The sequence below is a fragment of the Achromobacter sp. 46006 genome (assembly GCF_059761975.1).
The window spans coordinates 153,756-180,685 of the sequence record NZ_JCBANN010000002.1; the positions used below are offsets into that span (position 1 = coordinate 153,756).

Annotated in this window: 27 protein-coding genes and 4 tRNA genes; 16 read left to right on the plus strand and 15 right to left on the minus strand. The window is 65.2% G+C overall.

Features of this window, described 5'->3' with window-relative positions; translation table 11 throughout:
- Positions 1–8: 8 nt before the first annotated feature.
- Positions 9–941, minus strand: a complete 933-nt coding sequence (locus AC6LKG_RS02030) for a LysR family transcriptional regulator (RefSeq protein WP_498162353.1) — start codon at positions 939–941, stop codon at positions 9–11.
- A 123-nt stretch (positions 942–1,064) separates the two neighbouring features.
- Here AC6LKG_RS02030 and AC6LKG_RS02035 point away from each other — a divergent pair, with 123 nt between their 5' ends.
- Positions 1,065–1,466 (plus strand): DoxX family protein, encoded by a 402-nt coding sequence (locus AC6LKG_RS02035; protein ID WP_498162355.1) that lies wholly within the window; start codon positions 1,065–1,067, stop codon positions 1,464–1,466.
- 54 nt (positions 1,467–1,520) lie between these two features.
- Here the strand turns inward: AC6LKG_RS02035 and AC6LKG_RS02040 are convergent, their stop codons facing one another.
- The 5 genes from AC6LKG_RS02040 to AC6LKG_RS02060 all read right to left on the minus strand — a co-directional run bounded on the left by AC6LKG_RS02040 (position 1,521) and on the right by AC6LKG_RS02060 (position 3,288).
- Positions 1,521–2,111: a DUF2946 family protein gene (locus tag AC6LKG_RS02040; RefSeq protein WP_498162357.1), complete on the minus strand. Its 591-nt coding sequence runs from the start codon at positions 2,109–2,111 to the stop codon at positions 1,521–1,523.
- 2 nt (positions 2,112–2,113) lie between these two features.
- On the minus strand, positions 2,114–2,437 hold the full coding sequence (locus AC6LKG_RS02045; RefSeq protein ID WP_498162430.1) for a hypothetical protein: 324 nt from the start codon (positions 2,435–2,437) through the stop codon (positions 2,114–2,116).
- Between the two features lie 92 nt (positions 2,438–2,529).
- Positions 2,530–2,603: transfer RNA gene (locus tag AC6LKG_RS02050), tRNA-Cys, on the minus strand.
- A 54-nt stretch (positions 2,604–2,657) separates the two neighbouring features.
- A tRNA-Gly gene (locus tag AC6LKG_RS02055) sits at positions 2,658–2,733 on the minus strand.
- Positions 2,734–3,212: 479 nt separating this feature from the next.
- Positions 3,213–3,288 (minus strand) — tRNA-Gly (locus AC6LKG_RS02060).
- Between the two features lie 207 nt (positions 3,289–3,495).
- Here AC6LKG_RS02060 and AC6LKG_RS02065 point away from each other — a divergent pair.
- Complete coding sequence (locus tag AC6LKG_RS02065; protein ID WP_498162358.1) at positions 3,496–3,975, plus strand: carboxymuconolactone decarboxylase family protein; 480 nt, start codon at positions 3,496–3,498, stop codon at positions 3,973–3,975.
- Positions 3,976–3,992: 17 nt separating this feature from the next.
- On the opposite strand, the gene pdxR is transcribed toward AC6LKG_RS02065, so the two are convergent.
- Complete coding sequence (gene pdxR / locus AC6LKG_RS02070; RefSeq protein ID WP_498162359.1) at positions 3,993–5,405, minus strand: MocR-like pyridoxine biosynthesis transcription factor PdxR; 1,413 nt, start codon at positions 5,403–5,405, stop codon at positions 3,993–3,995.
- A 109-nt stretch (positions 5,406–5,514) separates the two neighbouring features.
- On the opposite strand from pdxR, the gene AC6LKG_RS02075 reads away from it, so the two are divergent.
- Positions 5,515–5,961: a GNAT family N-acetyltransferase gene (locus AC6LKG_RS02075; protein ID WP_498162360.1), complete on the plus strand. Its 447-nt coding sequence runs from the start codon at positions 5,515–5,517 to the stop codon at positions 5,959–5,961.
- Entirely contained in the window at positions 5,958–6,596 is a 639-nt protein-coding gene (locus tag AC6LKG_RS02080) for an FMN-dependent NADH-azoreductase (protein ID WP_498162362.1), read from the plus strand. The genes AC6LKG_RS02075 and AC6LKG_RS02080 overlap by 4 nt, the downstream gene beginning before the upstream one ends.
- 159 nt (positions 6,597–6,755) lie before the next feature.
- Here the strand turns inward: AC6LKG_RS02080 and AC6LKG_RS02085 are convergent.
- A tRNA-Gly gene (locus AC6LKG_RS02085) sits at positions 6,756–6,831 on the minus strand.
- A 342-nt stretch (positions 6,832–7,173) separates the two neighbouring features.
- On the opposite strand from AC6LKG_RS02085, the gene murB reads away from it, so the two are divergent.
- Entirely contained in the window at positions 7,174–8,217 is a 1,044-nt protein-coding gene (murB, locus tag AC6LKG_RS02090) for a UDP-N-acetylmuramate dehydrogenase (RefSeq protein ID WP_498162363.1), read from the plus strand.
- A 182-nt stretch (positions 8,218–8,399) separates the two neighbouring features.
- On the opposite strand, the gene dapB is transcribed toward murB, so the two are convergent.
- A complete protein-coding gene (gene dapB / locus AC6LKG_RS02095; RefSeq protein WP_498162364.1) occupies positions 8,400–9,191 on the minus strand; it encodes a 4-hydroxy-tetrahydrodipicolinate reductase in 792 nt (263 codons plus the stop codon).
- A gap of 17 nt (positions 9,192–9,208) precedes the next feature.
- Positions 9,209–9,745, minus strand: a complete 537-nt coding sequence (locus tag AC6LKG_RS02100; protein WP_498162365.1) for an outer membrane protein assembly factor BamE — start codon at positions 9,743–9,745, stop codon at positions 9,209–9,211.
- A gap of 157 nt (positions 9,746–9,902) precedes the next feature.
- On the opposite strand from AC6LKG_RS02100, the gene fur reads away from it, so the two are divergent.
- Positions 9,903–10,322, plus strand: a complete 420-nt coding sequence (gene fur / locus AC6LKG_RS02105; RefSeq protein ID WP_498162366.1) for a ferric iron uptake transcriptional regulator — start codon at positions 9,903–9,905, stop codon at positions 10,320–10,322.
- A gap of 107 nt (positions 10,323–10,429) precedes the next feature.
- Here fur and recN read toward each other — a convergent pair whose 3' ends face one another.
- Positions 10,430–12,091, minus strand: coding sequence for a DNA repair protein RecN (gene recN, locus AC6LKG_RS02110; RefSeq protein ID WP_498162368.1), 1,662 nt, complete (start codon positions 12,089–12,091; stop codon positions 10,430–10,432).
- Between the two features lie 13 nt (positions 12,092–12,104).
- Positions 12,105–13,004 carry an NAD kinase gene (locus AC6LKG_RS02115; protein ID WP_498162370.1) on the minus strand — a complete coding sequence of 300 codons (900 nt, stop codon included), beginning with the start codon at positions 13,002–13,004 and terminating at the stop codon, positions 12,105–12,107.
- Between the two features lie 128 nt (positions 13,005–13,132).
- Between AC6LKG_RS02115 and hrcA the strand changes: the two genes are divergently transcribed.
- The 7 genes from hrcA (at position 13,133) to dnaJ (ending at position 19,961) form a co-directional block, all read left to right on the plus strand.
- Positions 13,133–14,137, plus strand: a complete 1,005-nt coding sequence (gene hrcA / locus AC6LKG_RS02120; RefSeq protein ID WP_049071722.1) for a heat-inducible transcriptional repressor HrcA — start codon at positions 13,133–13,135, stop codon at positions 14,135–14,137.
- Positions 14,138–14,182: 45 nt separating this feature from the next.
- Positions 14,183–15,274 (plus strand): ferrochelatase, encoded by a 1,092-nt coding sequence (gene hemH / locus AC6LKG_RS02125; RefSeq protein ID WP_498162372.1) that lies wholly within the window; start codon positions 14,183–14,185, stop codon positions 15,272–15,274.
- A gap of 12 nt (positions 15,275–15,286) precedes the next feature.
- A complete protein-coding gene (locus AC6LKG_RS02130; protein WP_498162374.1) occupies positions 15,287–15,520 on the plus strand; it encodes a hypothetical protein in 234 nt (77 codons plus the stop codon).
- Between the two features lie 217 nt (positions 15,521–15,737).
- Entirely contained in the window at positions 15,738–16,295 is a 558-nt protein-coding gene (gene grpE / locus AC6LKG_RS02135) for a nucleotide exchange factor GrpE (RefSeq protein WP_498162376.1), read from the plus strand.
- 14 nt (positions 16,296–16,309) lie between these two features.
- Positions 16,310–16,714, plus strand: a complete 405-nt coding sequence (locus tag AC6LKG_RS02140; protein ID WP_498162377.1) for a thioredoxin family protein — start codon at positions 16,310–16,312, stop codon at positions 16,712–16,714.
- 81 nt (positions 16,715–16,795) lie between these two features.
- Complete coding sequence (gene dnaK, locus AC6LKG_RS02145) at positions 16,796–18,721, plus strand: molecular chaperone DnaK (RefSeq protein WP_498162379.1); 1,926 nt, start codon at positions 16,796–16,798, stop codon at positions 18,719–18,721.
- Between the two features lie 109 nt (positions 18,722–18,830).
- On the plus strand, positions 18,831–19,961 hold the full coding sequence (gene dnaJ, locus AC6LKG_RS02150) for a molecular chaperone DnaJ (protein WP_006389047.1): 1,131 nt from the start codon (positions 18,831–18,833) through the stop codon (positions 19,959–19,961).
- A gap of 302 nt (positions 19,962–20,263) precedes the next feature.
- Here the strand turns inward: dnaJ and AC6LKG_RS02155 are convergent, their stop codons facing one another.
- Both AC6LKG_RS02155 and AC6LKG_RS02160 read right to left on the minus strand, forming a co-directional pair.
- On the minus strand, positions 20,264–20,653 hold the full coding sequence (locus tag AC6LKG_RS02155) for a DUF4148 domain-containing protein (RefSeq protein WP_498162380.1): 390 nt from the start codon (positions 20,651–20,653) through the stop codon (positions 20,264–20,266).
- Between the two features lie 284 nt (positions 20,654–20,937).
- Entirely contained in the window at positions 20,938–23,691 is a 2,754-nt protein-coding gene (locus AC6LKG_RS02160; RefSeq protein ID WP_498162382.1) for a M16 family metallopeptidase, read from the minus strand.
- Positions 23,692–23,802: 111 nt separating this feature from the next.
- Between AC6LKG_RS02160 and AC6LKG_RS02165 the strand changes: the two genes are divergently transcribed.
- The 3 genes from AC6LKG_RS02165 to AC6LKG_RS02175 all read left to right on the plus strand — a co-directional run bounded on the left by AC6LKG_RS02165 (position 23,803) and on the right by AC6LKG_RS02175 (position 25,726).
- Positions 23,803–24,402 carry a GNAT family N-acetyltransferase gene (locus tag AC6LKG_RS02165; protein ID WP_498162383.1) on the plus strand — a complete coding sequence of 200 codons (600 nt, stop codon included), beginning with the start codon at positions 23,803–23,805 and terminating at the stop codon, positions 24,400–24,402.
- A 293-nt stretch (positions 24,403–24,695) separates the two neighbouring features.
- A complete protein-coding gene (locus AC6LKG_RS02170) occupies positions 24,696–25,076 on the plus strand; it encodes a hypothetical protein (RefSeq protein WP_498162385.1) in 381 nt (126 codons plus the stop codon).
- 92 nt (positions 25,077–25,168) lie between these two features.
- Positions 25,169–25,726: a GNAT family N-acetyltransferase gene (locus AC6LKG_RS02175; RefSeq protein WP_498162387.1), complete on the plus strand. Its 558-nt coding sequence runs from the start codon at positions 25,169–25,171 to the stop codon at positions 25,724–25,726.
- A 19-nt stretch (positions 25,727–25,745) separates the two neighbouring features.
- Here the strand turns inward: AC6LKG_RS02175 and AC6LKG_RS02180 are convergent, their stop codons facing one another.
- Complete coding sequence (locus AC6LKG_RS02180) at positions 25,746–26,918, minus strand: vWA domain-containing protein (protein WP_006393227.1); 1,173 nt, start codon at positions 26,916–26,918, stop codon at positions 25,746–25,748.
- Positions 26,919–26,930 lie beyond the last annotated feature (12 nt).

The following is a 26,930-nucleotide window of genomic DNA, read 5'->3' on the forward strand; positions in this document are numbered from 1 at the left end:
GTACGATTCTAACGGCTGCCGCGCCGGCTGGCGCGGCGGGCAGGCGCCACCGGCGTTCCGCTGCCGAAACGGGCCTCCAGGTGCTCCACGAAGGAGCGAACCTTGGGCGACAGGAAGCGCCGGTGCGGATAGGCGGCGTACATGGAAATCGGGGTGTGGGCATAGTCCTGCAGCAGGGCCGTGAGGCGGCCGCTGCGCACATCCTCGCCCACCAGGAACTCCGGTTGCAGAATCACGCCGTGTCCGGCCAGCGCGGCTGTGCGCAGCACGTCGCCGTTGTTGGCGCGCAGGGCGGCGTTGACCCGCACAAGGTGGGTGACGCCGTCTTTCTCGAAATGCCACTCGTTGCCGGTGCTGGCGTAGGCGTAGTGCAGGCAGCGGTGCTGCTTCAGGTCTTCCGGGGTGCGCGGCACGCCGTGGCGTTCCAGGTAGGCCGGCGCGGCGCACACCAGCAACTGCTGCGGCGCCAGCGGTCGGGCCACCAGCGAGGAATCCTGCAACGGTCCGATGCGGACCGCCACGTCGTAGCCGTCCTCGACCAGGTCGACCACGCGGTCGTTCAGGTCGAGGTCGATGACCACGTTCGGATAGCGCAGCAGGTATTCGGCGATGGCTGGTCCCAGGTGCAGGATGCCGAACGAGACCGGGGCGCTGACGCGCAGGCGGCCGCTGGGCACCTGGCCCTCGGCCTGGAGCGACAGCTCCAGGTCGGCTACCTCGGCCAGGATGGGGCGCACGCGCTCGTAGAAGGCGCGGCCGGCGTCGGTCATGCTGAGCTTGCGGGTGGTGCGGTTCAGCAGCCGCACCCCATATTTTTCTTCCAGGAAGGCGATCTGCCGCGTGACCACGGAACGGGCCTGGTCCATCTTGTCCGCGGCGGCCGCGAACGAGCCCAGTTCCACGACCCGTGCATACGTCTGCATGGCAATGTGGGTATCCATGATTGTTTCCTAATGGGGAACAATAAGTTGCGATTCTGCATGTTTATCTTTGTTTTTGGAATCGCAAGAATAGCGGCCATGAAGAATCTTCCCGTTCTGGGCGATTCGCTCACGGAGAATGCAATGATCGATACCCGTACCGCGCCATATGCCGCGCTTTTGCTCCGCCTTGCGCTGGGCGTGATGTTCCTGGCCCATGGCCTGACCAAATTGCTGGTGTTCACGTTGCCTGGCACCGCGCAGTTCTTCGCCAAGATCGGCTTTGCCGGCTGGCTGGCGTACCCGGTGACCTTCTTTGAAATCGGCGCCGGCGTGCTGTTGATTCTGGGCGTATGGCCGCGCTGGATCGCGGTGATCGCGGCGGTGCAGCTATTCGTGGCGTCGACCGTGCATTTTGGCAATGGCTGGGGTTTCAGCAACCCGGGCGGTGGCTGGGAATACCCTATTTTCCTGGCCGTGGCAGCCGCAGTGCTGGCGCTGCTGGGCGACGGCAAGTACGCGCTGCTCAAGAGCGGCCGCGGCTGATTGCCGTGCGTCCGGTTGGCGGCTGCGCGAGGCATCTTTTCGAGTCGACCGACCCTAGGCGGTGGGGTTGGCCTGGAAACCCAGCGTGGCCGGCACCGCGTCGCGTCCGATCTGGCGCAGCGGTGCGCTGGGGTAGATGCCGGGCAGCGCGATCTCCAAGGGTTGCGCCAGCGCCAGATGGTCCAGCGATTCCAGCAGCGGCTCGCCGCCCGCCGTGGCCAGCCGCTCCATCAGCGGCGCGAGGTCGCGATCCAGCACGATGCCTGGGCCTTGCCCGGCCATGGCGTACAACTGGCCGGTGTCGTCCAGCCACCAGCCGGTGACTGTCGTTACCGGCTGGTCGGTATGGGTGCGCAGCGCGCGGCCGTCATCATCCAGGCGCAGTACGTAGGGCGCCGCGTCCAGCCGCAGGAAAACGCGTTGCGGGCCGTTCTGGAAAAACCAGCGGCCCGCGTCGTCATGTTCGTAGTTGCGGTTGATGAAACCCAGGATCTGCGTATTGGTGATGGACTCGCCGGCGCCGCCGTGCGCCGCCTGTCCTTGCGGATGCAGGCGCCAACGGCCACGCGGATCCAGCGACAGCCAGCCGAACACTGCGGGCACGTCGGGCCAGCGGGCGATGGCGTCTTGCACCGAGGCATCCATGGTCAGGGGCGGATGATGATGGGGGGCGGATTGATGACGATGGCGGGCGCGGGCATCGCCGGCACCAGCACGGGCTGCGGGGCGTAGCCGTAGCGATAGTCGTCGCGGCATTTGCGCTTTTCGCTGTAGTCGCCGTTGCGCTTCCATTTGCGTTCGACTTTACAGGCTCCGTCCCAATACTTCTCTTTGTACTCGCCGCGGCCATGGCGGTGGTGATGGCGGCCGGAATCCGCTTCGGCGGCCAGCGGCGCCAGGGTCATCAGCGCGGCGGCGGACAGGGCGAGCAGGGCGGGGCGGACGGGGCGCGATGTCTGATTGTCGTGCATGGATTCGTCGTCAAATGAAAACGGCGTCACCTTAACAATCAATCGATTGACCGGGCGTAGGGATGGGTAACCAGATGCAGGGGGGGAGGTACTGGAGGCGCAAGCCGGAATCGAACCGACGTACACGGATTTGCAATCCGCTGCATAACCACTCTGCCATTGCGCCAGTACTGCAAGAAAAAAGGAAGCGCGGTATAGGCCGGTGCTTCCTTTTTGTATTTGGAGCGGGAGACGAGTCTCGAACTCGCGACCTCAACCTTGGCAAGGTTGCGCTCTACCAACTGAGCTACTCCCGCGGGGGCACTGCATTCTGGTGTTGGGCCGGCATTGCCGCCGACATTTCGACACGTTCTGAAAGAGGCCGTGTCCACCAAAGACAGCGATTATACACAGTTTTTAGGACTTGTGCGGGCACGGTGGCCGGCTGCGCGAAAAAGTTGCCGCATCGCGGTGCTCGTCGGCTTGTGCCACGGGACTTGCTCGCATGAGTTTCTTTTGCAAGGTTGGGGCTGGGGGCAAGTCTTGCGTCTGAATGCGACAGCCGCAGGGTGTCCTCAGGACGTGACGCGACTCCACGATGTCGCACCGGGTGCTGCACAGGCCGGGTATTGCGTTGGGGGTGTTGCGTTGGCGGTGTTGCATCGACCGCCGTTGCGTTGGGTTTTGCCCGGGGGTATCGGGGGGGGCATTGTCGCTGGAGGGTGCCGCGCGTCGCCAGATGATCCCGGCGGCGGATTCCATTGATGCGGCGGCGTTCATGAAACGGCGCATCGACTGGAGCGGGAGACGAGTCTCGAACTCGCGACCTCAACCTTGGCAAGGTTGCGCTCTACCAACTGAGCTACTCCCGCGCGGGTACTGCTTTGAAGAGGCGTGAGTATACAGCAATTCGCAGCATGGTCAACGCGGTGCTTGTGCCCGGCCGCGGGTATCGGCGCTATCTGCATGGCCCAGCCCGAATGACATTTCTTGGCGCTTTCATGCCGGGGCCGCGGGGCGCACCATGCGGGGTATGCGGCGACCTCGTCCGCGACTCCTCCAGTAAAGGTATTTCCGAAATGAGCCAGCGTCTGAATTACTTCCAGGTTTCCGCCGAACTTTCCAAACACTATCTCGATTTCAGTGCCGCGCTGAAGAAGACGGCCGTCATCAGGGAGTTCAATGATCTTGTCACCATCCGTGCTTCGCAGATCAATGGTTGCGGCTTCTGCCTGGACATGCATGTCAAGCAGGCCAGGATTGGCGGCGAGCGCGAGCTGCGCCTGCACCATATCGCCATCTGGCGCGAGTCGCCGTTGTTCAGTGCGCGCGAGCGCGCCGCGCTGGCGTGGACCGAGGCCTTGACGGCGCTGCATCCTCACGGCGTGTCGGACGCGGTCTACGAGGAGGTTCGTGACCAGTTGTCCGAAGAGGAAATCTCGGACCTGACCTTCCTGGTGGTCGGCATCAACGGTTGGAACCGCCTGAACGTCGCCTTCCGCACCGCCCCGGGTTCCGCGGATGTTGCCTTCGGCCTGGACAAGGCTGGCCTGAACTGAGGCGGGGGCAGGCTGCGCTACATCAGTTCCAGAATGCGACGGCCGTACTGCTCGGCCAGTTCCTGCGATTCGATGTTGGTAAAGCCCATCAACAGGCCCGAGCCGCAGGGCGCGGCGGTGGTCCAGCGCGACAGCGCGTGCGCATAGATGCCATGCTCGATCATGCGCTGGGCCAGCGCGCGGTCGGTGTGGTGTCCTTTCATCCGTACCAACAGGTGCATGCCGCCCGGCTGCGGATGGATCGGCATGGCGGGGCCGAGTGCCTTGGAAAGCCCTGCCGCGGTGGCGTTGCGGCGTTCCGAGTAGAGTCGCCGCATGCGCTGGATGTGGCGCGCAAAATGTCCTTCGGACATGAAGGCGCTGACCAGCGCCTGGGTCAGTCCTGGAATGCCGTTGCCCAGCACGCGGTTGACGTCCTCGAAGCGCCGGATCTGGGCTTGCGGCACCACCAGGTATGCCAGCCGGATGCCTGGGAACATCACCTTGCTGAAGGTGCCGGCGTAGAGCACGCGGCCATGGCGATCCAGGCTCTTGAGCGCGGGCAGCGGCCGGCTCACGTAGCGGTACTCGCCGTCGTAGTCATCTTCCACAATCCAGCGCTGTTGGCGCTCGGCCCAGTCCAGTAGTGCCTGGCGCCGTGTCAGCGACAGCGTCACGCTCAATGGGCTCTGGTGCGCCGGTGTCACGACCGCGGCGCTGGCGTCCGGCGCCTGAGCGATGCCTTGCGCCACCATGATGCCTTCGGCGTCGACCTGCACCGGCGCGAACGTCAGGCCCGAGTGCTTGAGCAATTCGCGCGTGGGCGGGTAGCCGGGGTCTTCGACCCAGACCTGCTCGCCAGGTTGCAGCAGCGCCTGGATCACCAGGTTCAGGCTTTCACGGTAACCCGAGGTGATGAAGACCTGGGCGGGTGCGCAGTGGATGCCGCGCGCGACCTGCAAGTGCGCGGCGATGGCGGTGCGCAGCGCGGGCAGGCCATCGGCGGGCGGATAGGACAGGTCGGCCGCCTGCGTGGCGCGCAGGTGCCGGGCGCCGAGCCGCGCCCAGATCTTGCGCGGGAAGGCGTCCAGCGCCGGCAGGCCCATCTGGAACGGCAGCAGGTTCGGTGGTTGGCGCCAGGCGTCGGAGTCCGGTCGCGCGGGCGGTGGCGGCGGCTTGGTCGCCGGCAGGGCTTGCAGGCCGGGCGTGACCACGGTGCCGGCCTGGCCGCGAGGCTGCACGTAGCCTTCGGCGTGCAGCAGCGAGTAGGCCATCTCGATCGTCCCGCGCGCTACCCCCAGATCCTTGGCGAGCGCGCGCGCCGACGGAATGCGGTCGCCGGGCTTGAGCGTGCCCTGGGCGATGGCGCCCCGGAAGCGTTCATAGACCTGCCGATATAGTGGCTCGTCGCTGGCGGGGGGCGGCAGATCGCCGAGAGGCGAGGACATCATGGCATAGTCGAAAGATGAATTTATGGTTCTTCAAATTATGGCATGGCTTCTCTAGCATGATGTCTGCGCCCGCCATTGCGGCGGGCAGCGTTTTTAGGACAGAACCATCATGAGTCATCAGGACATCCGCCCTGTCGAAACCGCCGCGCAATTGCGCGCCTGCTTTCCGGTCATGCGGGAGTTGCGCCCGCATCTGGCCGACGAGCGCGATTTTGTCGATCGTGTCGCGCGCATGCGTGCGGAGAATTACGCCCTGCTGGCGGTCTGGGAGGATGGTGCGCCCGTTGCGCTGGCCGGCTACCGCCACCAGGAAAATCTGATCTACGGGCGCTTCCTTTATGTGGATGACCTGGTTGTCACCGAGCGCAGCCGCGGTGCGCGCCATGGCGCCGGCCTGTTGCGGGCGCTGGAGCGCATGGCGCGCGAGCAGGGTTGCGCCAAGCTGGTGCTGGATACGGGCCTGGGCAATGCGCTGGCGCAGCGTTTCTACTTCCGGCAGGGCTTGCTGACAGGCGCGATGCGCTTCGGCAAGATCCTGGAGGAGCAAACGGCATGAGCATCCTGCGTTTGACCTGCAGTCCTCGCGGCAGGGATTCCGAAAGCCATCGGTTGTCGCAGCGCATCGTCGATGCTTTGGCGCGGAGCGACGCCGAGCGCGGTCGCGATGTCGTCGAGATCGACGCCAACCTGCTGCCGCACGTGGATGCCGAGTACGCCCGTGCGCTGGGTTCGCCCACGGACCCGGACAGTGATCCGCGCGGCTCGTTGCATCAGTCCGATCGCCTGATCCAAGCGCTGGCCGATGCCGACTATGTCGTCATCGCCACGCCGATGCACAATTACACCGTGCCGTCGGCGCTGAAGGTCTGGATCGATCATGTGGTGCGGGTGCGCAGTACGTTCAGCGTCACGCGCGAAGGCAAGGTGGGCGTGCTGGCGGACCGGCCGGTGTTCGTGGCGGTGGCGTCGGGCGGCCTGTTCTCGGGATCGGACGCGCGCCAGCCGGATTTCCTGACGCCCTACCTGAAGGTGGCGTTGGCCACCATCGGCCTGAAGCGGCTGACCTTTTTTTCGGTGGAGGGTACGGCCATCGGCGGGCAGGCCCTGGAAGCGGCGCGCGCGCGGGCCCGGGCGGATATCGCGGAGCATTTCGCGGGCGACCGGCGGCATTCCCCAGTGTTGTCCGCCTGAGGCGCCATTGCCGGCGCCGTCGGCGATGGACTTAGTCGTCTGTGGCAGGCATCCGGCGGCAGGCGCCTTGCGGCAACTCGGAGCGGCGCCGAAATGAAAAAAGGGCCCGTAAGGGCCCTTTCGTTCAATCGGGTAGCAATGAATGCTGCCCAGGAATTCTGGAGCGGGAGACGAGTCTCGAACTCGCGACCTCAACCTTGGCAAGGTTGCGCTCTACCAACTGAGCTACTCCCGCATGGGTCCGCAAGGCCTGGCGGGTGGAAATTCCACGTTTGCCAGATGCAAACCATTTCTTATTGCCAACCGCTTTCGCGATTGCCTGATCAACTTGGTTATCGATCAGAAGGCGCGCATTCTACATGATTTTTTTCGGTCGTGCTTTTTGCTCAGGTTTTTTCGATCGTGCCTGTCGTTGGTGGTTGCCAGGGACGGGCGGATCGCACTGAATTTGCACGCTGGGCTTCGCGTTGTCCGGCGCCTGAAGCAATGCCTGAAGCATTTTCCGGCGGACCTGACGGCCAAGCTTAATCAAGTAATATGAGCGAAGACAGAAAATATAGCACACCCGGTAGTATCCATGTCAAATTCCCCCGCTACGGCACCTGTGTTGATCCCCGCGCCACAGGATCTTTCCACGTTCAATACCCTGGGCCTGGTGTCCTCTGCCGACGCCTGCGTGACCCTGGACGATGTCGCGCAATTGCCCTCATTGTCCGCGCTGGCAGCGCGCCATGCTTCCTTGCTGGTCCTGGGCGGCGGCAGCAACCTGGTATTGCCCGAGGCGGTGCCCGGCCTGGTGGCGAGAGTCGCGCTGCGAGGCGTGCGGCTGCTGCGGGCCGAGCCCGATGCCTGGCTGGTGGAAGCTGCCGGCGGCGAGAGCTGGCATGGTTTCGTGGCCGAGTGCGTGCGGCAGGGGTGGGACGGGCTGGAGAACCTCGCATTGATTCCTGGCACCGTAGGCGCCGCGCCGGTGCAGAACATCGGTGCCTATGGCGTCGAATTGGCCGACCGCTTCGACAGCCTGACGGCGTGGGATGTGCGCGAGGGGCGCTACGTGGAAATGACCGCCGCCGACTGCCGCTTTGCCTATCGCGACAGCGTGTTCAAGCGCCAGCCGCCGGGCAGTTGGGTGATCGTGGCGGTGCGCTTGCGCCTGCCGCGGCCCTGGCGGCCGGTGCTGGAATATCCGGACCTCAAGCGCCATCCCGGGCTGACGGTGGCGCCGTCGGCGCGAGCGGTTTTCGAAGCGGTCTGCGAAATCCGGCGCGCCAAGCTGCCTGATCCGGCGATCACCGGTAACGCCGGCAGTTTTTTCAAGAATCCGATCGTGTCGGCTGCGCAGCGCGATGCGCTGGCGGCGCGCTTTCCCGGCCTGGTGTCGTATCCGCAGCCCGATGGCCGCTACAAGCTGGCTGCCGGCTGGTTGATCGACCAGTGCGGTTGGAAGGGCCGCGTCCTGGGCGCGGCCGGTGTGCACGACCGCCAGGCGCTGGTGCTGGTGAACCGTGGGGGCGCCACCGCCGCCGACATCCTGGCGCTGGCGCGTGCGATCCAGGAAGCGGTCGCGGAACGCTACGGCGTGGCTTTGGAGCCCGAACCCGTGGTGGTTCGAGCGGGATGATCCGCAAAAAAGAGGACCCTGGTGGCAATGCCACCTGGGGGACTCCCGCCCCGCGAGGACGCGTTACGGGCGCAGGCGTCGAGCGCCCCCCTTCGCGGCCAGCACCCGCCAAAGAAAATGCCAGTCAGCGCTCAACTGACTGGCATTGTTCTTACGGGCCCTTTTTCGTTGGCACGGCGGGATCAGAGCCCCAGCACTGCCTGCATGTCGTACAGGCCGTTGTGCTTGCCTTCGAGGAAGCGCGCCGCGCGCAACGCGCCCTCGGCGTAGGTGGCGCGACTGGCCGAGCGGTGCGTGATCTCGATGCGTTCGCCGATGCCGCAGAACGACACGGTGTGATCGCCGACGATGTCGCCGCCGCGCAGCACCGAGAAGCCGATGGTGCCCGGCTTGCGCACTCCGGTGTCGCCGTGGCGGCTCCAGGTGGCGACGTCGGGCAGGGCGACGTCCCAGGCCGAGGCAATGGTCTCGCCCATCTTGAGCGCGGTGCCCGACGGGGCGTCGACCTTGTTGCGGTGGTGCGCCTCGAAGACCTCGACGTCGTAGCCCGAATTCAGGATGCGGGCGGCCATGTCGAGCAGCTTGAGCGTGGCGTTGACGCCCACGCTCATGTTGGGCGCGAACACGATGGCGGTTTTCTGGGCGGCCACCTCGATGGCGGCGCGGCCGTTGTCATCGAAACCGGTGGTGCCGATGACGGCCTTCACGCCCAGCCTGGCGCAGGCATGCAGGTGTTCCAGCGTGCCCTCGGGGCGGGTGAAATCGATCAGGCAGTCGGCGTTGGCCAGCGCGGCCAGATCGTCGGTGATGGCGACGCCGGTCTGCTGGCCCAGCGGGGCGCCCGCATCCTGGCCCAGTGAGGCGGAACCTTTGCGGTCGAGGGCGACGGTCAGTTGCAGGCCGTCTGCTTTGAGGACGGCGTCGATCAGCATCTGGCCCATACGGCCGCTGGCGCCGGCGATAGCGATACGCATGAAGTGAGTCCTTGGGGTTAGCGCAGCGGCTCGGGCGCGTTGCCGGGCTGGCCGGGGTACTGGTTCATCGGGCTGGAAGGGGCGGCAGCATCGCGTTTCTTCTGCTCTTCTTCCTGCTTGAGGCGGGCCTCGTCCTCGCTCAGGCGGGTGTCGGCCTTTTCGTCGGCCGTGGCGCTGGGCGCGTTGAGCTGGTACGGCTGCAGATCGGGTTGCTTGTCGCCTTCCCAGCGGGTCAGCCGGTCGTTCTCGAACCAGACCGTGAACTTGCGTTCCTGCGCCTGGCCGTAGCCGGGCTTGTAGTAGTAGGGGTAGTCCCAGCGGTTGGCGTGCAGCACGCTGGTCAGGGTAGGGCTGCCCAGGGCGAAGCGGACCTGTTCGCGCGTCATGCCCGGTTGCAGCAGGGCGACCTGTTCCTGGGTGATCCAGTTGCCTTGCTGGACACCGGCCTTGTAGGGGAAGCCCCACTTGTCCCCCGTGCAGCCGGCCAGGGCGACGGCCAGGGCGGCGATGGCCAATCCGGTCTTGAGCGAGCGGGAAGGAATTCGTGCAATCATGGACACTACGCGCCCCTATTATTTGGAAGCAGACAAAACCGTTATCATAAAGGTTTCATAAGGATAGTTCTGCGGGGCGGCAGGAATTCAGGGGGAGCCGGCTCGCGGTGACCGAGTATCCTTGCCCATGCCAACGCGGACGGAGAGCGATTACACCATGAGCGACCAAAGCGAACTGAAAAACATGGGTTTGAAGGCGACTTTCCCGCGCCTGAAAATTCTTGATATCTTCCGTAAGTCGGACCAGCGCCACCTCAGCGCCGAAGACGTCTACCGGGCCCTGATCGGCGAAAACGTCGAGATCGGCCTGGCCACCGTCTATCGCGTCCTGACCCAGTTCGAGCAGGCCGGCATTCTCGCCCGCAGCCAGTTCGACAGCGGCAAGGCCGTGTTCGAGCTGAACGACGGCGATCACCACGACCACCTCATCTGCACCAATTGCGGCAAGGTGGTTGAATTCTCCGACCCGGATATCGAAAAGCGTCAGCAGAAGATCGCCAAGGACAACGGCTTCGCGCTCGAAAGCCACGCCATGGTGCTCTACGGCATCTGCGGCAGTTGCCTGAAAAACCGCTGAGCGCTTTCGTTTGCCCTGGTCCGGCCGCGCTCGCCGCGATCAGGTAACGAAAAAAGCCCCTTCTTAAAGAAGGGGCTTTTTCGTTTCGGCCCGGCGGGGTGCCGGTTTCAGGCCGGCGCGGGGCCGAAGCTTTCCAGCATTTCCCGAGCGTGTTCGCGTGTGGTGGCGGTGAGCTTGATGCCGCCCAGCATGCGGGCGATTTCCTCGACCCGGGCGCCGTCGTCCAGTTCTTCGATGCGCGAGCGGGTCGTGCCGCGCGATTCGGTCTTGCTGACCAGGAAGTGGTTGTTGCCGCAAGCCGCCACCTGCGGCAGGTGGGTGACGCACAGCACCTGGTGGCGCTCGCCCAGTTCGCGCAGCAGCTTGCCGACGGCTTCGGCCACCGCGCCGCCCACGCCGCTGTCGACTTCGTCGAAGATCAGGGTGGGTACGCGCGCGGCGCGGCTGGCAATGACCGACAGCGCCAGCGAGATGCGCGACAGCTCGCCGCCGGAAGCAACCTTGGCCAATGGCCGCGGCGTGGTGCCGGCATGGCCCGCCACCAGGAATTCGACCTGCTCATTGCCATGCGCCGAGGGCGCGGCGGCGGCCAGCGTGGGCTCGAACTTTCCGCCCTGCATGGCCAGCGCCTGCATGGCCTGGGTGACCTGCTTGCCGAGATCCTTGGCGATCTTGCGGCGCGCCGTGGTGAGCTTGGCGGCGACAGCATCGTATTGCGCCTGCGCCGCCTGCTCCTGGGCGCGCAGCGCGTCGATGTCGGCGGCGGCCTGCAGGGCCGATAGCTCGGCGTGCAGGCTGTCACGCAAGGCGCAGAGCGCCTCGGGTTCGACGCGGAATTTGCGGGCGGTCTCGAACACCGCGCTCAGGCGCGCCTCGACGTCGGCCAGGCGCTGCGGATCGAGATCGACCCGGCTGACGTAGTTGTTAAGGTCGGACACGGCCTCGCTGATGGCGATACGCGCCGATTCGAGCTCGTCGTGGATGCCTTGCAGGCCGGGATCGTGCCGCAGCATCTGCTGGATGCGGTGGTTGGCGGAGGTCAGGCGGTGGTGGACGGAATCGCCTTCGCCATCGAGCGCGTCCAGGATCTGCGTGGCGCCGTCCAGCAGCGACTGCGCGTGCGACAGGCGGGTGTGCTCGGATTGCAGCGCTTCCCATTCGTCGGGGCCGAGACCCAGGCGATCGAGTTCGTCGACCTGCCATTGCAGTCGTTCGCGTTCGCTGGCCAGGCCGGCTGCATCCTTTTCGGCGGATTCGAGCTGGCGCGCCAGCGCGCGCCATTGCTTCCAGGCCTGGGCCACGCCTTGGCGCAGCGTGCCGTGGCCGCCATGCGCGTCCAGCAGGTCACGCTGGGCGTCGGCGCGCATCAGGCTCTGGTGCGCATGCTGGCCATGGATGTCGACCAGGCTGTCGCCCAGTTCGCGCAATTGCGCGACCGTGGCCGGCGTGCCGTTGATGTAGGCGCGGCTGCGGCCCTGCGCGTCGATCACGCGGCGCAGCGCCAGCTCCTCGTCGGCGTCGATTTCGCGTTCCGCCAGCCAGTCCCGCAACGCTGTCGGCGTGTCGAAGACCGCGGTGATGTCGGCGCGCGCGGCGCCTTCGCGCAGCACGCTGACGTCGCCGCGTTCGCCCAGCGCCAGCGCCAGGGCGTCGATGAGGATGGATTTGCCCGCCCCGGTCTCGCCGGAGAAAACAGTGAAGCCGGGACCGAAATGGATCTCGGTCTGCTCGACGATGACGAAATCGCGGATGTGCAGGGTGCGCAGCATGTCGGGGCGCTTACTACTCTACGTTGTCGGTGGCCTGCGGCATCAGGTTCCAGTGCAGCTTGCGGCGCAGGGTGGAAAAGAAGCTGTAGCCTTCCGGATGCACGAAGCGGATGGTGTACGGCGCGCGCTGGACCACGATGCGGTCGCCGGGCTGCAGATCGGACCAGGTCTGCATGTCGAAGTGCACGCTGGCGCCGACCTCGACGCGGCCCATGGCGGTGAGCGTCATGTTGAGCACGCCGGTGTCGGGAATGACGATAGGGCGGTTGGACAGCGTTTGCGGCGCCACCGGTACCAGCACCATGGCGTTCATGCCGGGGTGCAGGATCGGGCCGTTGGCCGACAGCGCGTAGGCGGTCGAGCCGGTGGGGGTCGCGATGATCAGGCCGTCGGCGCGCTGGGTGTACATGAAGGCGCCGTCCAGTTCGACGCGCACCTCGATCATGCCGCCGCGGCCGGCGCGGTTCAGCACCACGTCGTTCAACGCCGAGGCCGCGTACATCTGCTGGTCGCCGCGCCAGGCGCTGCCTTCGAGCAGCATGCGTTCCTCGATCTGGAAGTTGCCTTCCAGCACCCGCGTCAGGGCGCCATGCGCGTCCTGCACCGGGATGTCGGTGATGAAGCCCAGATGGCCATGGTTGATGCCGACCACCGGCACGCCGTAGGGGGCCAGGTGACGCGCGGCGCCCAGCACCGTGCCGTCGCCGCCCATGACCACCGCCAGCGAGGCGTCCTGGCCGATCTGCGCGTAGGTGGCGACCGGATATTCCGTCAGTCCGGTGTTGCGGGCCGTGTCGGCATCGACGAGCACCTGCCGCCCGGCCTGCGTGAGCGCGTGCGCGAGCGCCCTCAACGGAGTGGCCAGGCCGGTGTCCTGGTATCTGCCGATCAGCGCGACGATAGGAAAGTGCATGGTGGCGAGGCGAGTCAAAATACGGAATCGGCCCGGAATCGGGCTTATTAGCCGATTATATGGGGCCGCATATCGGCTTGCGGGACAAAAATCGCCTCAATTGGAAAAGATTCCCTAAAATACCGGGTATGGATGACCGCGCACGCGCATTACTGAAAGCGTTGATCGAACGCTACATCGCCGATGGGCAACCAGTCGGCTCGCGGACGCTATCGAAGGTCTTCGATCTGTCGCCCGCCACCATTCGCAACGTCATGGCCGACCTGGAAGAGTTGGGGCTGATCCACAGTCCGCATACCTCGGCCGGGCGCATTCCCACGCCGCGCGGCTACCGCATGTTCGTCGATTCCCTGCTGGCGGTGCAGTCGTACCAGCTCGAACCGCACAACATGGGCGAGATGCTGGCGGCCGCCGAGCCCACCCGCGCGGTCAATGCCGCCGCGGCGCTGCTTTCCAACCTGACCCAGTTCGCCGGCGTGGTGCTGACTCCCAAGCGCGCCCAGGTGTTCCGCCAGATCGAATTCATCCGCCTGTCGGACAAGCGGGTGCTGCTGATCATCGTCACCCCCGACGGCGACGTGCAGAACCGCATCCTGTTCGTGCAGCGCGACTACGCCGAGGCCGAACTGCTGGAGGCCGGCAACTTCTTCAACGTCCACTTCGCCGGCAAGTCGTTCGACGCGGTGCGGCGTACGCTGTCCACGGAACTGGCGCAGTTGCGCGAAGATATCTCGCGCCTGATGCAGGCGGCGGTCGAGGCCAGTGCCGAGGCGGCCGAGGACGGCGATGCCGTGGTCATTTCGGGCGAACGCAAGCTGCTCGACGTCACCGACATCGCGTCCGACATGGACCGGCTGCGCAAGATGTTCTCGTTGTTCGAGAAGAAGACCGACCTGCTGCAACTGCTCGATGTTTCCAGCCGCGCGCAGGGCGTGCAGATCTACATCGGCGGCGATTCGCAACTTGTGCCGATGGAAGAGGTCTCGGTCATCACCGCGCCCTACGGCGTCGATGGCAAGGTGGTCGGTACGCTCGGCGTAATCGGTCCGACCCGCATGGCCTACGAGCGCGTCATCCCCATCGTGGACATCACGGCGCGCCTGCTGTCGAACGCCCTCAGCCACAACCAGTAGTCCCAACCGAACCGACATCCTCCTGGTGGAGGAAGGGGAGTTTTTGTGTTTCTTCGCCTGTTCAAGTATCTCTGGCCTGAACGCTACCTGCCTGAAGCCGAGCAGGACGACCCCTTCAATGAAGACCCGCCGCCGCGCGCGCCGGGCAAGGTCGGCGTGCTGCTGGTGAACTTGGGCACGCCCGACACGCCGGGCCGCAAGGACATCCGCAAGTACCTGGGCGAATTCCTGTCGGACCCGCGCGTGATCGAGATCCCGCGCTATCTGTGGAAGCCGATCCTGCATGGCCTGGTGCTGACGCTGCGTCCCAAGAAGCTGGAGCCGCGCTACGCCGGCATCTGGCTCAAGGACGGTTCGCCGCTGATGGTCTACAGCCGCCGTCAGGCCGAGGGCGTGCAGGCTGCATTGACCGCGGCCGGGGGCGAGGCGGTGGTGGAGCTGGGCATGCGCTACGGCAACCCGTCGATTCCCGACGCCATCTCGCGGCTGCGGGCGCAGGGCTGCGAACGCATCCTGACCGTGCCGCTGTATCCGCAATACGCCGCCAGTACCACCGCCACGGTGGTCGATGCCGTCACGCGCCATGCGGGCCGGCTGCGCGACCAGCCTGAGATGCGTTTCATCAAGCGGTTCCACGAGGACCCCATCTATCTCGACCCGCTGGCCGCCAGCATCGAGGCGTATTGGCGCGAGCATGGCAAGCCGCAGAAGCTGGTCATGAGCTTTCACGGCCTGCCGCGCTATTCCATCGAGCTGGGCGACCCCTATTATCGCGACTGCATGGAAACCGCGCGGCTGCTGGCGCAGCGCCTGTCGCTGCCGCGCGAGCAGATCGAGGTGACCTTCCAGAGCCGCTTCGGCACCGCCCGCTGGCTCGAGCCCTACACCGAGCCGACCCTCAAGGCGCTGGCTGCCTCGGGCGTCACCGAGGTGGATGTGGTGTGTCCGGGATTTGTGGCAGACTGTCTGGAAACCCTGGAAGAGATCAGCCTGGAGTGCCGCGACGCCTTTCTCGGCGCGGGCGGCAAGCAGTTCCGTTACATCCCGGCGCTGAATGACGATCCTGCCTGGATCGCGGGGTTGGCCAGCCTGGTGGAACGGCACTTGCAGGGGTGGCCCACACATCCACGGACTTGAAGGAGAGGGCGCATGCACCATGATCCCAAGACGGACAAGATTGTGAAAAAGGGGAACGTCAGTACCCCGGTGGACGAGGACCAGGTCGAGCACGAACTGGACGAGGCGTTGGCCGAGACCTTTCCCGCCAGCGATCCCATCGCCATCAACCCCGAGCCCGACGATGATCCCGAAGTCGATCGGGCCTTGAAAGAGAGCTTTCCCGCCAGCGACGCCGCCGCCCCGGCGCAGCCGCACAAGAAATGACCCGTCCCTGGCATCGTCGGGAGTGCCGAAAATGCCAGTTTTCGGATTTTTCGCGGTTGAAGCCGGTTTTTAGGCAGGATTTTCCGGATTCTCATGGGTGGCTGCCGGTTGCCCCGGCGGCGGTGCGCGACGGGGAATATTTGCTTTCCCGGGCTTGAAATAGGGGTATTGGCCCCCATTCATGGTTGCGAAAGCCATTCTTTTTGGAGGATTCCCCATGACGGCACCCAACGAGCCTGTAGATCAGACGCCCGGATTCGGCGATGACGCCGATGCGGCCCCCGCCGCCCAGGACGCCGCGCAGGCCGAGCTGAACGAGTTGCGCGCCCAGTTGGACGCGGCCCAGGCTACCGTCAACGAGCAGCAGGACCAGCTTCTGCGCATCCGCGCCGAGGCCGAGAACGTGCGCCGCCGCGCCCAGGAAGAAGTCTCCAAGGCGCGCAAGTTCGGCATCGAGTCGTTCGCGGAAAGCTTGGTGCCGGTCAAGGACAGCCTCGAGGCCGCCCTGGCCCAGGCCGACCAGACCGTCGAAACGCTGCGCGAAGGGGTCGAGGTCACGCTCAAGCAATTGGCGGCCGCCTTCGAGCGCAACCTGCTCAAGGAAATCGCGCCGGTCCAGGGCGACAAGTTCGATCCGCACCTGCATCAGGCGATTTCCTCGATTCCGTCGGATCAGCCCGCCAACACGGTGATCCAGTTGCTGCAGAAGGGCTATGCCATCGCTGACCGCACTCTGCGTCCGGCCCTTGTGGTGGTGTCCGCCGGCCAAGGCTGAGCGGACGGCGCGCCATGACCGACCCCAGGTTCGACCCGGTCCAGGTTTTCTCGGTGTTCGGCATGCAACATGTCGACACTGCGGGATTCGACGCCGCCGTGGTCGAGGCGCCGGGATCGGACCTGCGCTGCGTGTTCCTGTGGGGCCAGGATTGCTATAACTGCAATCTTTTCAAGCAGGCGGCGCTGCTGCACCAGGAAGCCCTGCTGGGCCTGGGCTTGCGCTGGTTCGAGGCCGACGTCTACGCCGACGAGCCCCTGGGCCGCCGTTTTTCCCTGCATGGTGTCCCCACTTTTGTGTTTTACCGGGCCGGAAAACGGCTCGGCCGCATCACAGGTTGGCCCGGATTGCCCCAGTTCACGGCGGCTATCCGGCGCCTGCAGGAAGCGCCGGCGGAAATTTCCACCCAGGCGTCTTGAAAAACCCTGCGGGCAGCCCCAGTTAGGTGGGGACAGGAAATTTCTCTCCAATTTCATCGATTTATCCAAGGTAACCCGACCATGAGCAAAATTATTGGCATCGACCTGGGCACGACCAACAGCTGCGTGGCTGTCATGGACGGCGGTCAGGTCAAGATCATCGAAAACGCCGAAGGCGCCCGTACCACTCCCTCGATCGTCGCCTACATGGACGACGGCGAAACGTTGGTGGGCGCGCCCGCCAAGCGCCAGGCGGTGACCAACCCCAAGAACACCCTGTACGCGGTGAAGCGCCTGATCGGCCGCAAGTTCGAGGAAAAGGCGGTGCAGAAGGACATCAACCTGATGCCCTATGCCATCGTCAAGGCCGACAACGGCGACGCCTGGGTGGAAGTGCGCGGCAAGAAGATGGCGCCTCCCCAAGTGTCGGCCGACGTGCTGCGCAAAATGAAGAAGACCGCCGAGGACTACCTGGGCGAAGAAGTCACCGAAGCCGTCATCACGGTGCCGGCGTACTTCAACGACAGCCAGCGCCAGGCCACCAAGGACGCCGGCCGCATCGCCGGCCTGGAAGTCAAGCGCATCATCAACGAGCCGACCGCGGCCGCGCTGGCCTTCGGCCTGGACAAGACCGAAAAGGGCGATCGCAAGATCGCCGTCTATGACCTGGGCGGCGGCACCTTCGACGTGTCGATCATCGAAATCGCCGACGTCGATGGCGAAAAGCAGTTCGAAGTGCTGTCGACCAACGGCGATACCTTCCTGGGCGGCGAAGACTTCGACCAGCGCATCATCGACTACATCATCGGCGAGTTCAAGAAGGAACAGGGCGTTGACCTCTCCAAGGACGTGCTGGCCCTGCAGCGCCTGAAGGAAGCCGCCGAAAAGGCCAAGATCGAGCTGTCGTCCAGCCAGCAGACCGAGATCAACCTGCCGTACATCACGGCCGACGCCTCGGGTCCGAAGCACCTGAACCTGAAGATCACGCGCGCCAAGCTGGAAGCGCTGGTCGAGGAACTGATCGAACGCACCATCGAGCCCTGCCGCGTGGCCATCAAGGACGCCGGCGTGAAGGTTTCCGACATCGACGACGTGATCCTGGTCGGCGGCATGACCCGCATGCCCAAGGTCCAGGAAAAGGTGAAGGAATTCTTCGGCAAGGAGCCGCGCAAGGACGTGAACCCGGACGAAGCCGTCGCCGCTGGCGCCGCCATCCAGGGTTCCGTGCTGTCGGGCGATCGCAAGGACGTGTTGCTGCTGGACGTCACCCCCCTGTCCCTGGGTATTGAAACCCTGGGCGGCGTGATGACCAAGATGATCCAGAAGAACACGACCATCCCGACCCGGTTCTCGCAGACCTTCTCGACCGCTGACGACAACCAGCCGGCCGTGACGATCAAGGTGTTCCAGGGCGAGCGCGAAATCGCCGCGGGCAACAAGGCCCTGGGCGAGTTCAACCTCGAAGGGATTCCGCCGTCGCCGCGCGGCATGCCGCAGATCGAAGTCACGTTCGACATCGACGCCAACGGCATCCTGCACGTGTCGGCCAAGGACAAGGGCACCGGCAAGGAAAACAAGATCACCATCAAGGCCAACTCGGGTCTGTCGGAAGACGAGATCCAGCGCATGGTCAAGGATGCCGAGGCCAACGCCGAGGAAGATCACCGCGTCGCCGAGCTGGCCCAGGCCCGCAACCAGGCCGATGCGCTGGTGCACGCCACCCGCAAGTCGCTGACCGAATACGGCGACAAGCTCGAGGCGGCCGAGAAGGAAGGCATCGAAGCGGCCATCAAGGAGCTGGAAGACACGCTGAAGGATGGCGACAAGGCCGCCATCGACGCCAAGGTCGAAGCCCTGTCGACCGCCTCGCAGAAGCTCGGCGAGAAGATGTACGCCGACATGCAGGCGCAGCAAGCCGCCGGCCAGCAGCAGGCCGCCGACAACGCGAAGCCGGTTGACGACAATGTCGTCGACGCCGACTTCAAGGAAGTCAAGCGCGACCAATAATGGCCGGGCGCTGACCTGCCTTTGCCGCCCGGTAGCCGGAGAAATCCGCCTACCGGGCGTACTCATTCTGTAGCACTGAAAAGAAGGCTCTTCCCCGAGCCCACCGATCATGGCAAAACGCGACTATTACGACGTCCTGGGCGTGGCGAAAAACGCTTCGGACGACGAACTCAAGAAGGCCTATCGAAAGCTGGCCATGAAGTACCATCCGGACCGCAATCCGGACAGCAAGGAAGCCGAAGAGAAGTTCAAGGAAGCCAAGGAAGCCTACGAGGTCCTGGGCGATGAACAGAAGCGCGCCGCGTACGACCGCTACGGCCACGCCGGCGTTGATCCCAATGCCGCCGGCATGGGCGGCGGTGGCATGGGCGGCGGGTTCGCCGACGCCTTCGGCGACATCTTCGGCGAGATCTTCGGCGGTGGCGGCGGTGGCCGGCGCGGCGGCGGTCCCCAGGTGTATCGCGGCGCCGACTTGAAGTACGCGCTGGAGATCACGCTTGAGCAGGCCGCGGCCGGCTTCGACACCGAGATCCGCGTGCCCAGTTGGGAAAACTGCGACACCTGCCACGGTTCCGGCGCCAAGCCCGGCACCTCGCCGAAGACCTGCCGCACTTGCGGCGGCTCCGGCGCGGTGCGCATGCAGCAGGGCTTCTTCAGCGTGCAGCAGACCTGCCCGACCTGCCATGGCAATGGCAAGGAAATCACCGATCCGTGCGTGGCCTGCGATGGCGTTGGCCGCATCCGCCGCAACAAGACCTTGCAGGTCAAGATCCCGGCCGGTATCGACGACGGCATGCGCATCCGCTCCAGCGGCAATGGCGAGCCGGGCATCAATGGCGGCCCTCCGGGCGACCTGTATGTGGAAATCCACATCAAGCAGCACAAGATCTTCCAGCGCGATGGCGACGACCTGCACTGCGAGCTGACCATCCCGTTCACCACGGCGGCGCTGGGCGGCGAACTGCAGGTGCCGACGCTGGGCGGCAAGGCCGAGATCTCGATCCCCGAGGGCACGCAGTCCGGCAAGACCTTCCGCCTGCGCGGCAAGGGCATCCGCGGCGTGCGCGGCAGCTATCCGGGCGACTTGTACTGCCATGTGGTGGTCGAGACGCCGGTGCGCCTGAGCGATGACCAGAAGAACATCCTGCGCCAGTTCGAGGCCTCGCTGAACGACGGCGGCGACCGCCACTCGCCGCAAAGCAAGTCCTGGACCGATCGCGTCAAGGAATTTTTCAGCTGAATCGCCTGACCTGACTCCCGCCATTGCGGCGGACCACGGCCCAGGGTCTGGAGGTATCCGGACCCTGGGCCGCTTTCATTGTGGCAGGCGGCACGACGTCGGGGCGAAAAAAAACCGCGGCTTGCGCCGCGGTTTCACTACGGGTACTGCTACTTCTTGCTTCAGACTTCGTACTGCTGACTACGGGTGCTGCTAACTACGGGTGCTGCTACTTCCACTGCTACAGTTCTGCCGCCGTTGCCGGAAAATACCGACCCCGAACCATGATGCCGTCCGAGGCCGGTCGGGCTACAGCAAGCAGCTCACCGGGTGATCGGCGGGTATTCGAGTTCGCCGAACGTGTATTGGCCGCTGGCCTTGGCCTGGGCGAGTTCCTGCTGGACTTCGGCGCGGCTCTTGCCGGCGGCGGGCGCTGCCACGACCGGCGGGTATTCGAGTTCGCCGAAGGAGTATTCGCCGCTGGTCTTGGCTTGTTGCAGCTGGGCTTGCACTTCCTGCGAGCTCAGGCTGGTGGCCTGGGGCAAGGCGGGCGGGTAGTCCAGCTCGCCGAAGGTGTATTGGCCGTTGACCTTGGCTTGTTGCAGTTCCGTCGCGACCTGGGCGCTCGACTTGGCTTGCTCGACACCGGCGGCTTGCGCGCCGGCGCCGACCAAGGCCAGGGAAATCAGAAGGGTAGTCGTCAGGGTTTTCATAATGACCTCCAATGTTGTAGACGGGGCCGAATCCGGCGGCCCTCCGTCGTGGTTCGTTGTTTGTTCCCGATGACTGAATTGTGCGCGTCATCCCACCTGGGATAAACCCGTATATCTTGAAAACATCTTTCCAAATAGATGTGTAATAAATGTTTGGATAGGAAATTTCCCCGTTTATGGCATGGTCATGCGTCCAGCCCGTCCCCCGCGGTAGGAGCGGGGTGGCGGATGGGCAAAAAAAACCCCTGCCGGAGCAGGGGCGTGGGATGCTGGAAGGTGTTGCGTCAGGGCGCCTTTTTCTTGAAGTCGCCGGCAACGGCGGTGCTGAAGCCCTCCGGGCGCAGGTACTTGCGCAACGCCGCGTTGACCACGTCAGGGGTGAGGGCGGTGATCTTCCTGTCCATTTCGGCCGACCATTCGAAGGTGCGGCCACGTTGCAGGTAGTCGAGCCAGGTGCCGGCCAGCACATCGTCCTGGGCGCGGGCCAGGTTGCGGTAGTTCAGCAGGGCGGTGATGCCTTCGGAGATTTCCTTGTCGGTGAAGCCGTCCTTGAGCACGCGCGCCAATTCCTCGCCGATGGCCTTTTCCAGGCGCTCGCGGTTCTGCGGCGCGTAGATGGCGTACATGGTCCAGCTGGCGCTGGGCTCGAACGACGACACCGACAGCGAGCTGCGCACGTTGTAGGACAGGCCTTCGGTTTCACGTACGCGGTTCCACAGGCGCGAGGTTTCCGAGGCGCCAAACAGGTAGTTGGCCAGGTACAGCGCCGGATAGTCGGCATCCGTGTCCTGCAGTTTCAGCGGCATGCGCGAGATGTAGAACGCATTGGCTTTGTCGGGCGTCTCGATGTCGAACTGTTTGGCCGGGATGTCGCGGTATGGGTTGCCGACACGGGTATAGGCGGGAGCCCGCTTCCAGCCGGCCAGGCTATCCGTGATGGCCTTTTCCACCGCATCGGGCTCGAAATCACCCACCGCCGTGTATTCGATCTTGCCGGCGCCGTAGAACCTGGCGTGGAACTTGGTCAGCGCATCGCGGTTCAAGGCGCGGATGCCGGCCAGTGATTCCTCGAACGTCGGCACATAGCGCAGATCGTCGGCCGGCCACGGATTGTCCTGGCGCGCCAGGGCACGCGCGGCCAGGGCCTGCGGCTCGGTCATGGCGTTCTGGATCGAGGTTTCGAGCTGGCGCTGGTATTCCTCGAGCTGTTCCTTGGGGAAGTTGGCGTTGCGCACGATGTCCAGCGCCAGGCGGGTCAGCTCTGGCAGGTTTTCGCGCTTGGTGGACATGGCGATCTTGAGCGTGGTGCCGCCGCCGCTGAAGCCCAGCTCGGCCTGGAGCTTGTCGAGGCGATCCTGGATGTCCTGGCGCGACAGCTTGGTGGTGCCGCGCGTCAGCAGATCGGCCACGGCATTGGAATTCACCCGCTGGCCCAGCAGGTCTTTCTCATTGCCGAACTGGATCAGCATCTGCGCCTGCACGCGGTTGCCGCGGGTGGCTTTCGGCAGCAGCGCCAATTGCACTGGGCCGTTGGGCAGGTTGAGCGTCTTGCGCAGGGTCAGGCGGTCGATGTTTTGCGGCGCGGGGTCGAAGGCGGCCGCGGCCTTGAAGTCGGGATCGCCCTTGTAGTCCTTGAATACCGCGCTGAGGTCGACGCGCTGCATCTGCGGCGTGCGCACCGGCTTGTCGGTCGGGATGTAGCGGCCTTCGATGCGGTTGCTCTGGATCAGGTAGGTGGTGGCGGCCCGCTGCACTTCGGCCAGCGTGGCCTTGCGGGCGCGGTCGCGCTGCAGGAAGAACAGGCGCCAGTCGCCGGCGGCAATGGCCTCGGACAGCGCCACGCCCACTTGTTCGGGATCGCTGTAGGTCTGCTCCCACGAGGTCAGCCACTTGCTGCGCGCGCGGTCGAGTTCCTGTTGGGTGAAGGGCTTCTTGGCCAGGGTTTCCAGCGTGCCGGTCAGCGCCTTCATGGCGGCGTCCTGATTCTTGCCCGGCGGCAATTGGGCGGCGAACATCGCCAGGCCCGGGTCCAGGTTTTCCATGGTGAAGCCGAACACGCCGGAGGCCAGCTTGGTCGGGACCAGCGCGTGATAGAGGCGGCCTGACGGGGTATCGGCCAGGATGGTGGTGGCCAGGTCGAACGGTACGAAGTCCGGGCTGCCCGCAGCCGGGATGTGGTACATCGCGGCGACCAGTGGCGTGCCGCCGGCGCGGCGCAGCGTGACCGCGCGTTCGCCGTCCTGGGCCGGTTCGACGGTGTATTCCGGCGGCAGCTTGCGATCGGGCCGGGGCAGTTTGCCCAGGGTGGCGTCGATGTCGGCCAGCGTGGTCTGCGGGTCGAACTTGCCGGCCACGATCAGCACGGCGTTGTCGGGCTGGTAATACTCGTGATAGAAGGCGCGCAACTGGCCGATGTCGACGTTTTCGACGTCGGAACGGGCGCCGATGGTGTTTTTGCCGTAGCTGTGCCATTGGTAGGCGGCCGCCTGCATCTTCTGCATGAGGATGCGGAAGGGGCTGTTTTCGCCGCTTTCCATCTCATTGCGCACCACGGTCATTTCGGAATCGAGGTCTTCCTTGGCGATCAGGGAATTGACCATGGCGTCGGCTTGCCAGCCCAGGTACCACTTGAGGGTGTCGGGGTTGGCGGCGAAGCTGGCGAAGTAGTTGGTGCGGTCGCTCGACGTGGACCCGTTGGCTTGCAGGCCGCGACGCGAGAATTCGCCCATGGCGTTGCGGGTGATGGCGGTGCCTTTGAACAGCATGTGTTCGAGCAGGTGCGCCATGCCGGTCTGGCCGTAGTTCTCATTGCGCGAGCCCACCAGGTAGGTCATGTTGACCGTGGTCGACGGCTTGGATTCATCGGGCACCAGCAGGACCCGCAGGCCGTTGCTGAGGCGGTACTCGGTGATTCCTTCGATCGAGGCGGCCTCCGTGATGCCATCCGGCAGGCCGGCGGCTCCGGCCTGGAAAGCCAGGAAGGAGGTGAACAGCAGCGCGCCCAGCGGGCGCGGCAGCTTCGATATGGACAGGCGCATGGCGGACTATTCCTTTGGCATGGCAGAATCCGTTGGAGTGTATACGGTGTGAATGGTTCAGGGGCCCGCCCCTGGCGCGCCGGTCTGTCGTTCCGTCTGGAAAAAACGCGCATGTCGCTATCCCTTGAAATCGAGACTCCCCGCCTGGTGCTGCGGCAGTGGCTGGCGGCCGACCGCAAGCCGTTCGCGGCCATGAATGCCGATGCGCGCGTTACGCGCTACCTGCTGCCGCTGACCGCGCCGGAAAGCGACGCGCTGGCCGATCGGCTGGCCGCCGGCATCGATGAATACGGCTGGGGCTTCTGGGCCGTCGAAGTGCCGGGCGTCGCGCCGTTCATCGGGTTCGTCGGCATCAAGGCGCTGGCGCCGACGCTGCCGTTTGCGCCCGGCGTGGAAATCGGTTGGCGCCTGGCGGCGCCCTACTGGGGAAGAGGCTATGCCAGCGAGGCCGCGCAGGCGGCGCTGCGGGTGGGGTTCGAGCAGATTGGCGTGCCCGAGATCGTGGCGTTCACGGTGCCGGAAAACGAGCCGTCGCGCGCGGTGATGCGACGCCTGGGCATGCGCGAAGACGCACAGCGCTTCGAGCATCCGGCGGTGCCGGATGGGCATCCGTTGAAGACGCACGTGCTGTACCGGCTGGCGCGCGAGGCCTGGCATGCGCAGAAAAATAGTGACACAGGCCCAGGCTCGGAGCCGTTTGCGGCGGCATAAGTACCGGCAGCCCCTGTCATGCCGGCGTATTGCGGCGCAACATCCTGGCGTGGCGCGGCCGATTTGAGATCGGAGCGAGCGCGGGTGTAAGCTTTGCAGAACGTAGTTGCTGTTGTCGACGGGATGCGCGACAGCCGTCTATAGGTTTCCCGTCCAACGCCAGCCGCCGCCCCGCCGGGCCGCATCGGCAGCATGCCGGAACGCGCGCCCCCGCCCCGTGGGCGACGACGGTGCTTGTTGTTCGCGCCTTCGCCGCCGGCATCCTGCCGGCGCATCTTTCGGAGGAACGACCCATGCTGACCGAGATCGTCACGCGTGCCTTGTCCCAATTGACCGGCAGCCCCATGAGCGGCGACCGCATCAAAGGACAATTCCAGTACGCCTATGCCAGTGATGACGGCCAATTCGTGGCCATTTTGACCCATGACATGACCACCTACGTGGTGGACCTGAGCACGCAGCGCTATTTCGCCGAGTGCGGAGGGTCGCCGCGAGGCTTTGCCGGGCACGTGCTCGAGATGGAGGGCGCCGAGGCGCGCCAGCATCCGTGGCCCGCGGCCAATGACCTGTTCGACCTGGACATGGATGCGGACGAGTTGTCCTGGCGCGAGTGTCCCGGCGTGCGCGCCATGGCCGCGATCCCCCACCGATCAGTCGAGAGCCGCGCCGCCTGAGAGTGGCCAGAAGCGGCAGTCCCTTCACTGAACCGGCGATTCCGCCGGTTTTTTTTGTCACGCCATTGCCGCGGCTCGCTACAATCCGCGGCATGACTACGCTCGCTGACACCGGCGCCCCGGAGGGCGCCATTCTGGTCGATTGCATCCATGAACGCCATGCGGACCAGATCCTGGCCATTTTCAATGAGGCCATCGTCACCTCGACCGCGTTGTACGACTACAAGCCGCGTCCACGCGAGGCGATGGCCGGTTGGTTCCAGGCCAAGGCCGCTGGCGGTTTCCCGGTGGTGGGCGTCGAGAACGCGGCGGGAGAACTGATGGCGTTCGCCAGCTATGGCACGTTCCGCGCCTGGCCGGCCTACAAGTATTCGGTAGAGCATTCGGTGTATGTCGATGGCCGTTTCCGCGGGCAGGGGCTGGGCGCGGCACTCATGCGCGTGCTGATCGAGCGCGCCCGCGCCAACCAGGTGCACGTGATGATCGGGGGCATCGATGCGGCTAACCAGGGCAGCATCCGGCTGCATGAGAAGCTGGGCTTCACGCACGCCGGCACCATCCGCGAGGCCGGCTTCAAGTTCGGGCGCTGGCTCGACCTGGCGTTCTACCAGTTGACGCTGGATACGCCGGCGCGGCCGGTCGACGGCTGACGCACGGCGCCGCGGCGCGCTACTTCGACAGCACCCGCATCGCCTGTTCCAGCCCCGCGACCGTAACCGGGTACATGCGGTCCTGCATGATGTCGCGCATCAGCGCGATCGATTGGCGGTACTGCCACGACGCGGTGGGCTCTGGGTTGAGCCACACCGACTTGGGCCAGGCGTCCAGCAGCCGGCGCATCCACTGCGCGCCGGGTTCCTTGTTGTAGTGCTCGACCGAGCCGCCCGGTTGCAGGATCTCGTAGGGGCTCATGGTGGCGTCACCGACGATGATCAGGCGCCAGTCGGGGTTGTACTTGCGCAGTACGTCCCAGGTGTCGAAGCGTTCGTTCTGGCGCCGGCGGTTGCTCTGCCACAGGCTTTCGTACGGGCAGTTGTGGAAGTAGTAGACCTCGAGGTTGCGGAACTCGCTGCGCGCCGCGGAGAACAGTTCCTCGACGCGGCCGATGTGGTCGTCCATGCTGCCGCCGACGTCCAGCAGCATCAGCACCTTGACCGTATTGTGGCGCTCCGGAACCATGCGCAGGTCCAGGTGGCCGGCGTTGCGCGCGGTGCTGGCGATGGTGTCGTCCAGATCCAGTTCGAGTTCGGCGCCTTCACGCGCGAAGCGCCGCAGCCGGCGCAGCGCGACCTTGAAGTTGCGCGTGCCCAGCTCGACCTGGTCGTCGTAGTCCTTGAACTGGCGCATGTCCCAGACCTTGACGGCGCTACGGTTGCCGGCAGACTGGCCGCCGACGCGGATGCCCTCGGGATGGTAGCCGCCGTTGCCGAAGGGCGAGGTGCCGCCGGTGCCGATCCATTTGCTGCCGCCGGCGTGGCGCTCCTTCTGCTCTTCCATGCGTTCCTTGAAGAGCTCCATCAGCTTGTCCCAGCCGTGCTTCTCGATGGCGGCTTTCTCTTCCGGTGTCAGGCTCTTCTCGAACTGCTTGATGAGCCAGTCCAGCGGGATGTCCTTGCCGGCCGGCAGCGCGGCCTCGATACCCTTGTAGTAGGCGCCGAAAGCCTTGTCGTAGCGGTCGTAGAGCGATTCGTCCTTGACCAGCGCGGTGCGCGCCAGGAAGTAGAAGTCGTCCAGCGTCGGGGTCATGACGTCCTGGCGCAGTGCGTCCACCAGCGTCAGGTATTCCTGCACCGAGACCGGCAGCTTGTGTGCCCGCAGGTGGTAGAAGAAGTCGATCAGCATGATGGCCGCGTG